We start from the raw sequence: 12,231 nt of genomic DNA, 5'->3' as shown, positions 1-12,231 counted from the left end.
GCGGCCGGCCATCCGCCGCGCTATCCTTTCACGCACACCACCTGACGCAGTGTGTGCACCACTTCGACGAGACTTCGCTGTGCCGCCATCACCATGTCGATGTCCTTGTAGGCCATCGGGATTTCGTCGACGACACCTATGTCCTTCCGGCACTCCACGCCTTGCGTCGCCTTCACCTGATCGTCAACCGTGAAGCGGCGCCTGGCTTCCGTACGGCTCATCGTCCGACCGGCGCCGTGACTGCACGAGCAAAAACTCTCCGAATTGCCGAGCCCGCGCACGATGAAGCTTTTCGCGCCCATCGAACCCGGAATGATCCCGAGTTCACCCTTCTGTGCTGACACCGCGCCTTTGCGAGTCACAAAAATGTCTTCACCGAAGTGACGTTCCTTCTGCACATAGTTGTGATGGCAATTCACCGCGTGTTCATCGACGCCGAACGGTTTGCCGATTACGGCACGCGCCGCACTGATCACCGCGTCCATCATCACCTGACGATTACGGCGTGCGAAATCTTGCGCCCAACCGACTGCCTCGACGTAATCGTCGAAATGCTGGCTGCCCTCGCTGAAATACGCGAGATTGCGGTCCGGCAGATTTGCGATGTGCTGACGCATATCGTTCTGCGCGAGCTCGATAAACAGACTGCCGATTGCATTGCCGACGCCGCGTGATCCGCTATGCAACATGAACCACACGCTGTCGGTATCATCCAGACACACTTCAATGAAGTGATTGCCCGTTCCAAGCGTGCCGAGATGCGCATAGTGGTTCGTCTTCTCCAGCTTCGGATACTTGTCGACGATCTGTTTGAAGCCCGGTTGTAGCGACTTCCACGTGGCATCGACCGCTGCCGGCGCGCGATTGCCCCACGCACCCGGATCGCGTCGCCCGGGCGCACGGCCATGCGGCACTGCCCGTTCAATCGCGCTACGCAGACCCGCGAGTGAGTCCGGCAGATCCGAGGCGGTGAGCGTCGTACGCGCGGCCATCATGCCGCAGCCGATATCGACACCGACCGCCGCCGGAATAATCGCGCCCTGCGTCGGAATTACGCTGCCGATCGTCGAGCCTTTGCCAAGGTGCACGTCCGGCATCACCGCGACGTGCTTGAAAATAAACGGCATCTGCGCGGTATTGCACAGCTGTGTGCGAGCGTCGTCCTCGACGGCGACGCCGTTGGTCCACATCTTCACTGGCTTGCCGTGCGCCAGTTCCATCACCTGATAATCCAGTTCATTCATTGCTTCACCCAATTTCGTCATGCCTGCGATGCGGCGCTAACACGTCGTATCGCATCGCAAGCGTTTATTACGTCGCCTTGATGCTCACAAGGCCATTCAGTACCTGGTCCAGACCGCCGAACACCGAGATGCGGTCGATCCGTTCCGCGACGCGCTCAAGCGTTTCCAGTTCCTTCAGGCGCAGTGCGGTCGGGTTCTCTTCCATCACCTTTGCAGTGTTCAACAGCGAACGGGTTGCCGCGGTTTCTTCGCGGCGGCGGATCACGTTCGCCTGCGCAGCCTTCTCGGCTTCGACCACCTGAGCGAGGATCGTCTTCATCTCTCCAGGCAGCACGATGTCCTTTACGCCGACGCTACGCACGTCCATGCCTGAATCGGCAAGGCGCGTGCGCACCTGTGCGATCACGACGTCGTCGATCATCTGCTTGTTTTCGAGCAACTCATCCAGCGTGCGCGTGCCGACGGCGGCGCGCAGCGCGAATTGCAACTCGCGGTACAGATGGTCGACGGGTTTCTGCAGTTGCCCGAACGCGCGCAGCACATCCGCATAGCACCAGGTCGCCGACAGATTCAGCCGCAGCGCGACTTTGTCGCGCGTCAGGATTTCCTGCCCACTAACTTCGAGTGCCTGCAGTCGCAGATCGACGAGTTCGACCGCCACATCGCGGTTGAAACGCCAGAAACCAGACAGTCCTGCTTCCAGCAACTGCTCGATCTTGCCATCGACTTTCAGCACACCAACGTGGTAAGCCGGTACCTGAGCGATCAAAACACCTGCAAGGCCCGCCACGGCGCTTGCGCGCAGCGTCGGCTGTGTCAGCCGTCTTGTGAGTGCCGCCGGCAATGCATGATCTTGCACAAGATCGACGCGCTCGAGCCGGTGCTCGACGAGGCCGGTCCAGTACAGCCGACGCGTGCCCGGCGGCAAGATTTCGACGAGTGCGTCGTTCTCGTAGCGCAGACCCGCTTCATCGTCCGCAAGATCCATCGCGACAAAGTATTGCGCGAGTACGTCCTGCGCGTCGTGACGCAGATAATCAGCGAGCGCTTTGTCCGCGAGTGGCGCATTGAGACTCGCAGCCTGCACCGACAGACGATTGAACGGATCAAAGGCACGGAACACGCCCGGTTCCAATACCTTTACGAAGTCGCCTTCATTCATCAACAGTGCGCGTTCGTTCTTCTTCACTACATAACGCTTCCACATATCTATTTCCTTTTTTTCCTTGATGACCGCCGGCACGCACGCATCGCACGGATCAGGGCGCGACACGAACGGGCGGGCTGAACGCGGGCATTGAACTCGCACACTCAACAACGCCTGGTTGTACTGCCTATTACCTTGCGTCGGCGCACGTGCTTGCGCATGCCACTCGTTCTCCCGGCCGTTCGCGCGGCACCGTGACCGGTCCGACGCGCGGCGGGCCTTGCGGCCCGGGCCGGCGGGTACTGCTGTTGTCCTTGCGGACAATGCTCGCGCGGGATTCGAACCCGCAACCGCTGGTTTTCACCGGCAGCCTCAACCAGATGAGTTTTTCGAACAGTGGTGGACGCTCCAGGAATCGAACCTGGACATGGCGCTCCAGGCGCGCCCCTTGTAGCCATCTTTTGTCCATGGCGGCATACGCAGTCGCGACGAACAGAGTTCGGCGGCGGCGCACCAGCAAGGTTGTGAACCTTGGCTCGTGGGTCAGAGGGACGTCCGGCTGCGGTATATCTAGCGACTAACGTGCCAGCGCTGGGTCAGTTCACGGAAAAAATCATCAACATATTGAATTTAAAAAGAAATTTCTCTATCTAAAATTTAAGATTGCTTAATGAGATGCTCAGAAAGTGGGCCAAATCGATATAATTGGATCGTCTTTTATTTTTTTGGATAAATATGCGGAAGACAGTTGCGATCGGTTTTCTAGGCACCGTGCTCGATCAGGGTGGCCGCGCGCCGCGTCGCTGGCAAAAGTGGCGGCCAACCATTTCGCTGTGCGCCCAGCCGGAGTTACCGATCGACCGGCTCGAACTGCTGCATTCGCCGGACTTCGATCGGCTTGCGAATCGCGTGAAGGATGATCTATCGCGCACATCGCCGCATACCGAGGTGCGGCTCACGCCATTAACGATTCGCGACCCGTGGGATTTCGAGGAGGTCTACGCAACGCTGCACGACTACGCTCGTGCGTATCCGTTCGACCTTGACCACGAGGATTACCTGATTCACATCACGACCGGCACGCACGTCGCGCAGATCTGCTGGTTCCTGCTCGCGGAGGCGCGCTATCTGCCCGCCCGGCTTGTGCAGACAGCGCCGCCGCCGCAAACCGATGAAGGGCCGAGCGGGCCCGGCAAGCTCTCGGTGATCGATCTCGACCTGTCGCGCTATAACCGGATCGCGCAGCGTTTTACGCGAGAGCGCGACGATACGGTGTCGTTTCTGAAAGCGGGTATTGCGACGCGCAATGCACGTTTCAATGCACTGATCGAGCAACTGGAACGCGTGGCGGTGCGCTCGCGTGCGCCGATGCTGCTGGTTGGGCCGACCGGTGCGGGCAAGTCGTTTCTTGCGAAGCGCGTGTATGAGCTCAAGCGCGGGCGGCATCGACTGGCGGGACCGTTCATCGAGGTCAACTGTGCAACCCTGCGTGGCGATGCAGCGATGTCGACGCTGTTTGGACACGTGAAGGGCGCATTTACCGGTGCGCAGACCGCGCGTGCAGGGTTGCTACGCGCGGCGGATGGAGGTTTGCTGTTTCTCGACGAAATAGGCGAACTTGGCCTGGATGAACAGGCAATGCTTCTGAAGGCGATCGAGGAGAAGCGCTTTTTTCCAGTCGGTGCGGATGTCGAGGTGACGAGCGATTTCGAGTTGATCGCGGGCACTCACCGCGATTTGCGTCAGATGGTTGCAGCCGGGACGTTTCGTGAGGACCTGTATGCACGAATCAATTTGTGGACGTATGAGCTCCCGGGGCTTGCAGAGCGGAGAGAGGATATCGAGCCCAACCTTGATTTCGAACTTGATCGGTTCGGTCATGAGCAGGGAGAACAGGTGAGATTCAACGTCGAGGCGAAGCGGCGGTATCTGGCGTTTGCGACGTCCGCACGTGCGGCATGGACGGGTAATTTCCGTGAGCTTTCGGCATCTGTGACGCGGATGGCGACCTTGGCGGATGCGGGGAGAATTACTGAAGGAATTGTCGCGCAGGAGGTGGAAAGACTGGAGTGGACGTGGGGCGGAGCAGACGCGAAGGGCGCGAAGGGCGCGAAGAGCGATTTAGTCTCCGTGGTGTTAGGGGCCGCAGCTGACGAACTCGATATGTTCGACCGGGTGCTGCTTGAACGAGTGTTAGAGGTTTGTCGTACGGCCGTAAATTTGTCGGAAGCCGGGCGTGTACTGTTTGCTGTGTCACGGCGGAGTAAAAAACAGCCAAATGATGCGGATAGGTTGAGAAAGTATTTGGCGAGGTTTGGGTTGGATTGGGAGAAGGTGAAACAGGCGATGATTTGAGGAAATCTTGGAGAGTGCGGACGGTGTCCCCGAAGAGGCCGCGCCGATTACACGTAAAGATCTGGCTGAGTTGACTTCCCAACTTATCCACATCCCCCTCTGGACAACTTTTGTAAAAACCCCGGAACACGTTGTGGGCGAAACCTTGATAAGCGCACGACGTTAACCGGCCGCCCAAAAATTCTCCCGAGCTCCGTTAACCTGTCCGCGTGCGCTCCCAAGGGTTATCGATTCCGCAGCGCGTTGATCTGTAAACGAACTTCGAAGTTATCCACAGCGGAATGCGTTGCTTGTTAACTATTACTACGTATACATATACAAAGACTATAAAAACCAGAGGAGCAGGCGAAAGTCCGCGCAACGTATACGCACACGACGACCGCAACCTCACGGCAAGCAGAAGCAAGAAAGCAAAAGGCAGCAGCCAAACACTTCTACAACCACGCCCCCCACCTCACCCCAACGGCAAACAAATCTCCGTAACCAACTCCGCGGGCGCCGTCTCCTTCGGGTTATTCAAATACTCCTCGAACGCTGGCGCATCCGCCGCTTCCCGTCCGGACTGCACGAGCCACGTCCCATACAACCACTCATAGGCCGCCCGCATATCGCTATACGGCCCGACGTGCCGCAACACCGCATACTCGCCACCGCGTATACGCGTCAGCGAAACCCCACCGTTAGCGGCCACCGCCGTTCGAACCTCATCCATCACCCGCCCCGGCAACAACACCGCCGCCTTCGACCTCAACTTCTGCTCCTCGACCACGCTCGGATCATCGAAGAACAGCCCGATCATCCGCATCTCCCCAGCCAGCAGATTGTGTTGTCCCAGCCAGCCGAACAACGCATCGAAGGCCTTGCCGATTTGCATATAAGGCCCGACATGATCGACCGATACCACTTCCATCGGCTCCACGGAACGAATCGTTACTTCACGCATCATCGACATTTGATCGTCTCCTGAAAGCGCCGGCCGGAACCGGCTATGCGCGCCCTGCCTGCGATACTGCGCCGGCGGCACGCCGAACACCGCGCGAAACGTCCGCGAAAAAGACTGCAAACTGCTATACCCCGAGCGCTCAGCGATCTCGGCAATCGGCATCGAGCTATTCGCAAGAAAACCCGCCGCACGATGCAGTCGTAAACGCCGCACCGTCGTCGCGACCGTCTCGCCGTACATCGCCTGATAAATCCGGTGCCAGTGATACGGCGACAGACACGCAATCTCCGCAAGCCGTCCGATATCGAGCGGTTCGTCGAGGTGATCGTAGATATGGTCGAGCACGCGGGCGAGCCGCGTTTCGTATCGAGCGCGATGGTCTGACTCGTTCATGACTGGACCGCGGAAAATTGGCGCGAGAGGATGCGGACAAGGTATCACGCCGGCGCGTCGCCGCCGTTTACCAAATTCTGCGGAGTTAACCCGCTGGCTCTTCGTGACGCAGGTTAAGCGCCCGCTGACCATTTCGCGCGCTTGATCTCGTGGAGTCGATAAACATCGCGACGCGAGCGGCAAAAAGCGGCCAATGCGGGCACAGCAGCGCCGGTATACGTCGCGAGTCGAAAATCAGCGTCGACAAAACAGCATCCCTAAGCCGTGCATCGGTAAACAGCACAGAGAAGTCTAAAACCCCGCAACGTGACGCCGCGTCGATTTGGCGTTATCGTTTGACGCACGCCACCTGCAGTACGCAACATGTAAACCGCTGTTCCCTTCCCGCCCGCGTTCGCGCGAAGCGATGGAGCCGTAAACATGAGCTACACCGAATCGATCGGCGGTCGCACGTACCGCTTCGCCGACCTGAAGACCCTGCTCGCCAAAGCGAGCCCGCAGCGCTCGGGCGATCAACTCGCCGGCATCGCGGCAGCGAGCGAAGAAGAGCGGGTCGTCGCCCAGATGGCGTTGGCCCAGGTCCCGCTGCGCACCTTCCTGAATGAACCGCTGATTCCCTACGAGACCGACGAAGTCACCCGCCTGATCATCGACGATCACTCGCCGCAAGCCTTCGCCGAAATCTCGCATCTGACGGTCGGCGATTTCCGCAACTGGCTGCTGAGCAGCACGACCGATACAACCACACTAGAACGCATCACCGACGGCCTCACACCCGAAATGGTCGCCGCAGTCTCGAAGCTGATGCGCAACCAGGACCTGATCGCCGTCGCGCGTAAACGCCCGGTCGTCACGCGTTTTCGCAACACGGTCGGTTTGCCGGGCCGCATGTCGGTCCGCCTGCAACCGAACCACCCAACCGACGACGTCAAAGGCATCGCCGCGTCGATGCTCGACGGCCTGCTTTACGGCTGCGGCGACGCGATGATCGGCATCAATCCCGCCAGCGACAACCTCGCCGCGATCACAAAGCTACTGCTGATGATCGACGAATTCCGCCAGCGCTATCAGGTGCCGACGCAATCGTGCGTGCTCACGCATGTGACGAACACGATCGCCGCGATCGAAAAAGGCGCGCCCGTCGATCTGGTGTTTCAGTCGATCGCGGGCACGGAGAAAGCCAACGCGAGCTTCGGCATTTCGCTCGCGTTGCTGCAGGAAGCGTACGACGCTGGGCTGTCGCTGCGACGTGGCACCGTCGGCAGCAATCTGATGTACTTCGAAACGGGGCAGGGCAGCGCGTTGTCGGCCGATGCGCATTTCGGCGTCGATCAGCAGACCTGCGAGGCGCGCGCGTATGCGGTCGCACGCAAGTTCAAGCCGTTTCTGGTGAACACAGTGGTCGGCTTCATCGGCCCCGAGTATCTGTACGACGGCAAGCAGATCACGCGCGCGGGTCTCGAGGATCACTTCTGCGGCAAGCTGCTCGGCGTGCCGATGGGTTGCGACATCTGCTACACGAATCACGCCGAAGCGGATCAGGACGACATGGACAATCTGCTGACGCTGCTCGGCGTCGCGGGCGTCAATTTCATCATGGGCGTACCGGGCGCGGACGACGTGATGCTCAACTATCAGAGCACGTCGTTTCATGACGCGCTGTACGTGCGCGAGGTGCTCGGCTTACGGCGCGCGCCCGAGTTCGAAGCGTGGCTGGAGTCGATGCAGATCATCGATTCCAGCGGCGCATTGCTCGGCACAGCGGCGCGGCAACCGCTGCTCGAAGGCGCACGCGACTGGATGGGCATCGCATGAACGATTCGCTCGATAAAGATCCGTGGAACGCGCTGCGTCAGTTCACTCAGGCGCGTATCGCGCTGGGCCGCGCGGGCAACGGTCTGCCGACCGCGCCGTTGCTCGCGTTCAATCTCGCGCATGCGCAGGCGCGCGACGCCGTGCATCAGCCGCTCGATGCAAATGCACTTCACGAAGCATTGCGCGCGCACGGATTCGAATCGCTCGACGTGCACAGCGCGGCGCCGGATCGCGAGCATTATTTAAGGCGTCCTGATCTGGGGCGACGTTTGTCGGACGAAAGCCGTGCGGCATTGCTAAAAAGGCAAGCGCATGCGCCCACGCAACCCAGCGACGTACTGTTCGTGATCGCCGATGGCCTATCGGCATTCGCCGCATCGAAGCAGGCTGTCCCGCTGCTGCAAGCGATCTATCCGAAGCTGACGGATTGGACCATTGGCCCGGTGGTAGTCGCGCGGCAGGCACGCGTCGCGCTTGGCGACGAAATCGGTGAATTGCTGAACGCGAGGATCGTCGTGATGCTGATCGGCGAGCGGCCCGGTTTGAGTTCGCCGGATAGTCTCGGCATCTACATCACGTACGCGCCGAAAACGGGTTGCAGCGACGCGCAGCGCAACTGCATTTCGAACGTGCGTCCCGAAGGCCTCGACTATCCGCAGGCCGCGCACAAGCTGCACTATCTGCTGACGCAGGCACGTGCCCTTCGGTTAACCGGGGTCGGTTTGAAAGACGATAGCGATGCGCTGCTGACGAGCACTCCAGCGATGCCAGCCGTCAGCAGCGATGCGGATTCAGATTCAACGGCGGGCTAAGCCGGAGAGTTAACGCGCGGCGAAGCTGGCGTGCGATCAGCCGGGCATCGTTCGTTACCGTGTGCGAGCGGTAGCGGTATACGCCGCACGGCAAGCCCCCCAACCCAGCGTGCTCACTTCCGCAACAACCTCAACCCATTCCCCACCACCAGCAAACTTGCGCCGACATCGGCGAACACTGCCATCCACATCGTGCCAAAGCCCATCAACGTCAGCACGAGAAACACGCTCTTGATGCCGAGCGCGAGCGCGATGTTCTGCACGAGCACCGCATGCGTTGCCTTCGACAGGCGGATAAACGCCGGGATCTTGCGCAGGTCGTCGTCCATCAGCGCGACGTCGGCGGTTTCGATCGCGGTGTCGGTGCCCATCGCGCCCATCGCGAAGCCGATGTCGGCGCGCGCGAGCGCTGGGGCATCGTTGATGCCATCGCCGACCATGCCGACGGTCGCGCCGGCGGCCGACCACTGCGCGACCGCGTCGAGTTTGTCCTCGGGCAACTGATCGCCGCGTGCTTCATCGACGCCGACCTGCTGCGCGATCGCCGCGGCGGTGTGGCGGTTGTCGCCGGTGAGCATCGCGGTGCCGACGCCGAGCCGCCGCAATTCGGCGACGGCGTCGCGGCTCGTGTCCTTCACCGTGTCGGCGACCGCGAACAGCGCGAGCACGCGCTGCGCGTCGGCGAGCATGACGACGGTTTTGCCCTGCTGTTCGAGCGCGTCGAGACGCGCTTCGAGTTGCGGCGAGCAGCGGCCCAGCTCTTCGATCAGGCGATGATTGCCGAGCCAGTACGTCACGCCGTCGATGTCGCCGCGCACGCCGCGTCCGGCGAGCGCTTCGAAGGCGTCGACGTGTAGATGCTTAATGTCGCCAACGTCAGGGGCTGCGGCAATCGCCATCGAGACAGGATGATCCGAGCGGCCCGCGAGACTTGCCGCGAGCGTGCGGTAGTGGACGGTGTCGGCTTCGTCGCCCAACACCTCAAACCCCGTCAGCACCGGCTTGCCATGCGTAATCGTCCCGGTCTTATCGAGTGCGAGCCGGCTCAGCTTGCGCCCCTGTTCGAGGTACACGCCCCCCTTGATCAGAATCCCCTTGCGCGCCGCGGCCGCGAGTCCGCTGACGATCGTCACCGGCGTCGAGATCACCAGCGCGCACGGACACGCGATCACCAGCAGCACCAGCGCCTTGTAGACCCACGCATGCCACGCGCCACCGAACAGCAGCGGCGGCACCAGCGCAACAGCCAGCGCGATCGCGAACACGATCGGCGTATAAACGCGTGCGAAGGTATCGACGAAGCGCTGCGTCGGCGCTTTCGTGCCCTGCGCTTCCTCGACCGCATGGATGATGCGCGCGAGCGTCGTGTTGCCGGCCGCAGCCGTCACGCGATAGTCGAACGAGCCGCTCTGGTTGATCGTGCCGGCGAACACCGTATCGCCGACGGTCTTATCGATGGGCAGGCTTTCGCCGGTGATCGGCGCCTGATCGACGCTCGAGCGTCCCGCGACGAGTTCTCCATCGAGCGCGATCCGCTCGCCCGGCTTCACGCGCACCAGCGCGCCGGGCGCGATCGCGTCGACGCGCACGGACTGCCACGCGCCGTCAGGTTGCTGCACGCTCGCTTCTTCCGGCGTGAGCCGCATCAACCCCTCGATCGCATTGCGCGCGCGATCGAGCGAGCGTGCCTCGATCAGCTCGGCGATCGTGAACAGCACCATCACCATTGCAGCTTCGGGCCACTGGCCGAGCAGCGCCGCGCCGGTCACCGCGATGCTCATCAGCGCGTTGATGTTCAGGTTGCCGTTGCGCAGCGCGAGCCAACCCTTGCGATACGTCGTGAGACCGCAGGAGGCGATCGCGACGATCGCGAGACCCGCCACCATCCAGATGGGCGCGCCGAGCCAGCTAGCGGCCTCTGAGGCCGCCGCGATGACGCCGGCGAGGATCAGCGGCCACCAAGGCTTGCGCGTGGCGCTGGCGGCCGCGTGCGACGCGGCGCCGGCGTTCGCCCCGTTCCCGCTTTCGCCACCCGTATTGCTGGCCAGTTCGGGCGTGAAGTCGAGCGAACGCAGTGCGGCGAGGACGGTGTCGAGCGCATCGGGCGCGTGCACGACGGTCAGCACGCGCTGCATCAGGTTGAAGTCCAGGCTGCGCACGGCCGGCATGCGGCCGAGTTTCTTGCGGATCAGCGCTTCTTCGGTCGGGCAGTCCATCTGCAGGATGCGGATCGCGGTGCGCAGATCGTCGCCGACGGCTTCGGAAGGCGGCAGGCGCAGCGACGTCGGTGCGAACGCGGCGGGGGCGCAGCAGGCGCCGTCGGCGTGGTCATGAGCGGAGGCCGACGCGTGGCCGTGGTCATGTTCGTGGTCGTGCCCGTCAGCGTGATCGTGACCCGCTTCGCAGGCGTCTTGACGGTGGTGGCGATGCTCTTCGCGCCGTTCGCCGCCGTCTTCAGTCGCGCTTTGAGCGTGCGCATGCTCGTCATCGGCATGCGCGTGCTCGCGATGTCCGCAGCAGCCTTCCGCCCCGTGATCGCGCGGGTGGCCGGGCTGCGCGCCAACTTCCCCGTGAGCTCCGTGCGGCAAGGCTTCGCCCAATTCCGGGCGAGTGGTGGCAAGGTGGTTGGTTTCAGGCATGGGTGGCTTCCTCGTGCGATTTGTGGTCTAGTAAACACCTTGAAGCCACTACAAGGTCAAGGCCGTGTGGAGGAAAGGTCCATGAAAATCGGCGAACTGGCGAAAATCGCCCATTGCACGACGGAAACCATCCGTTTCTACGAAAAAGAGCGCCTGCTGCCCGAGGCGGAGCGCACCGAAGCCAATTACCGTAGTTACACGGCGAAGCACGTCGAGCGTCTGCGCTTTATCCGCAATTGCCGCGCGCTCGACATGACCCACGACGAAATCCGCGCGTTGCTGCGTCTGACCGATGCGCCGGCGAACGGCTGCGGCGGCATGCATGCGCTGATCGACGAGCACGTCGCGCATGTCGACACGCGTATCGAAGAGCTGCAGCAACTGAAAGCGCAATTGACGACGCTGCGCGACCAATGTCACGGCGAGCATCAGGTCGAAGACTGCGGCATCGTGCACGGCCTGACCGACCGGGATGTGGCCGTGCCGCGTCCGCGGCATACGCATCTGGGCTGAGGCGGCGCGAGCCGTCGTGAGTCGTCGTGAGTCGCCGCAACGAGCAGCATCGCAATGCCCTGGCACGCAGCAGCGAAGCAATAACCCCATGCATGGCCGGGCCGATGTGCGGCCCGGTCAATCGATCATCGAAAGAAATCCAGTTGGAGAATCAACGTGTTCACCTGTAGAAACCAGTCCTGCGGCACGCAGTGGGAGCAATCCGACGTCGTCATCAAGAACGAAGGTCAGGGGCTGCTGTTCCGCTGCCCGATGTGCGGCGCGCGCAACTACGTCGAGCGTTTCGACGGCGACGACGGCGCGGTGCTGTACGAGCAGCTGCCGGGCCGCCCCGACCAGGGCCCGATGGCCGAGTAATCGCGATTTCTAC

At 61.7% G+C, this 12,231-nt stretch carries 9 protein-coding genes; 5 read left to right on the top strand and 4 right to left on the bottom strand.

The window, feature by feature from the left end; translation table 11 throughout:
- Positions 1-20 precede the first annotated feature (20 nt).
- Both HHL14_RS21935 and HHL14_RS21930 read right to left on the bottom strand, forming a co-directional pair.
- Positions 21-1,244, bottom strand: a complete 1,224-nt coding sequence (locus tag HHL14_RS21935; RefSeq protein ID WP_169499708.1) for an RtcB family protein — start codon at positions 1,242-1,244, stop codon at positions 21-23.
- Between the two features lie 67 nt (positions 1,245-1,311).
- Entirely contained in the window at positions 1,312-2,451 is a 1,140-nt protein-coding gene (locus HHL14_RS21930; RefSeq protein ID WP_169499707.1) for a slipin family protein, read from the bottom strand.
- A gap of 675 nt (positions 2,452-3,126) precedes the next feature.
- Here HHL14_RS21930 and rtcR point away from each other — a divergent pair.
- Positions 3,127-4,746 carry an RNA repair transcriptional activator RtcR gene (gene rtcR, locus HHL14_RS21925; protein WP_169499706.1) on the top strand — a complete coding sequence of 540 codons (1,620 nt, stop codon included), beginning with the start codon at positions 3,127-3,129 and terminating at the stop codon, positions 4,744-4,746.
- A 454-nt stretch (positions 4,747-5,200) separates the two neighbouring features.
- On the opposite strand, the gene HHL14_RS21920 is transcribed toward rtcR, so the two are convergent.
- The gene (locus HHL14_RS21920; protein WP_169499705.1) at positions 5,201-6,082 is read right to left on the bottom strand and encodes an AraC family transcriptional regulator; all 882 of its coding nucleotides are present in this window, start codon (positions 6,080-6,082) and stop codon (positions 5,201-5,203) included.
- 420 nt (positions 6,083-6,502) lie between these two features.
- Here HHL14_RS21920 and HHL14_RS21915 point away from each other — a divergent pair, with 420 nt between their 5' ends.
- Positions 6,503-7,897 (top strand): ethanolamine ammonia-lyase subunit EutB, encoded by a 1,395-nt coding sequence (locus tag HHL14_RS21915; protein WP_169499704.1) that lies wholly within the window; start codon positions 6,503-6,505, stop codon positions 7,895-7,897.
- Positions 7,894-8,709, top strand: coding sequence for an ethanolamine ammonia-lyase subunit EutC (eutC, locus tag HHL14_RS21910; protein ID WP_169499703.1), 816 nt, complete (start codon positions 7,894-7,896; stop codon positions 8,707-8,709). The genes HHL14_RS21915 and eutC overlap by 4 nt, the downstream gene beginning before the upstream one ends.
- Positions 8,710-8,822: 113 nt before the next feature.
- On the opposite strand, the gene HHL14_RS21905 is transcribed toward eutC, so the two are convergent.
- A complete protein-coding gene (locus tag HHL14_RS21905; protein ID WP_169499702.1) occupies positions 8,823-11,348 on the bottom strand; it encodes a heavy metal translocating P-type ATPase in 2,526 nt (841 codons plus the stop codon).
- Between the two features lie 81 nt (positions 11,349-11,429).
- Between HHL14_RS21905 and cadR the strand changes: the two genes are divergently transcribed.
- Complete coding sequence (gene cadR / locus HHL14_RS21900) at positions 11,430-11,861, top strand: Cd(II)/Pb(II)-responsive transcriptional regulator (RefSeq protein ID WP_169499701.1); 432 nt, start codon at positions 11,430-11,432, stop codon at positions 11,859-11,861.
- Positions 11,862-12,017: 156 nt separating this feature from the next.
- Positions 12,018-12,218 carry a hypothetical protein gene (locus HHL14_RS21895; protein WP_169499700.1) on the top strand — a complete coding sequence of 67 codons (201 nt, stop codon included), beginning with the start codon at positions 12,018-12,020 and terminating at the stop codon, positions 12,216-12,218.
- Positions 12,219-12,231 lie beyond the last annotated feature (13 nt).

Source organism: Paraburkholderia antibiotica (genome assembly GCF_012927125.1).
Taxonomy (GTDB): Bacteria; Pseudomonadota; Gammaproteobacteria; order Burkholderiales; family Burkholderiaceae; genus Paraburkholderia; species Paraburkholderia antibiotica.
This window is presented reverse-complemented; position numbering and strand designations above follow the sequence as displayed.

Bases quoted from the DNA above. Each gene is read 5' to 3' on its own strand.
- HHL14_RS21935 (WP_169499708.1), bottom strand. From the start codon at position 1,244: ATGAATGAACTGGATTATCAGGTGATGGAACTGGCGCACGGCAAGCCA.
- HHL14_RS21905 (WP_169499702.1), bottom strand. From the start codon at position 11,348: ATGCCTGAAACCAACCACCTTGCCACCACTCGCCCGGAATTGGGCGAA.
- HHL14_RS21930 (WP_169499707.1), bottom strand. From the start codon at position 2,451: ATGTGGAAGCGTTATGTAGTGAAGAAGAACGAACGCGCACTGTTGATG.
- eutC (WP_169499703.1), top strand. From the start codon at position 7,894: ATGAACGATTCGCTCGATAAAGATCCGTGGAACGCGCTGCGTCAGTTC.
- rtcR (WP_169499706.1), top strand. From the start codon at position 3,127: ATGCGGAAGACAGTTGCGATCGGTTTTCTAGGCACCGTGCTCGATCAG.
- HHL14_RS21915 (WP_169499704.1), top strand. From the start codon at position 6,503: ATGAGCTACACCGAATCGATCGGCGGTCGCACGTACCGCTTCGCCGAC.
- cadR (WP_169499701.1), top strand. From the start codon at position 11,430: ATGAAAATCGGCGAACTGGCGAAAATCGCCCATTGCACGACGGAAACC.
- HHL14_RS21920 (WP_169499705.1), bottom strand. From the start codon at position 6,082: ATGAACGAGTCAGACCATCGCGCTCGATACGAAACGCGGCTCGCCCGC.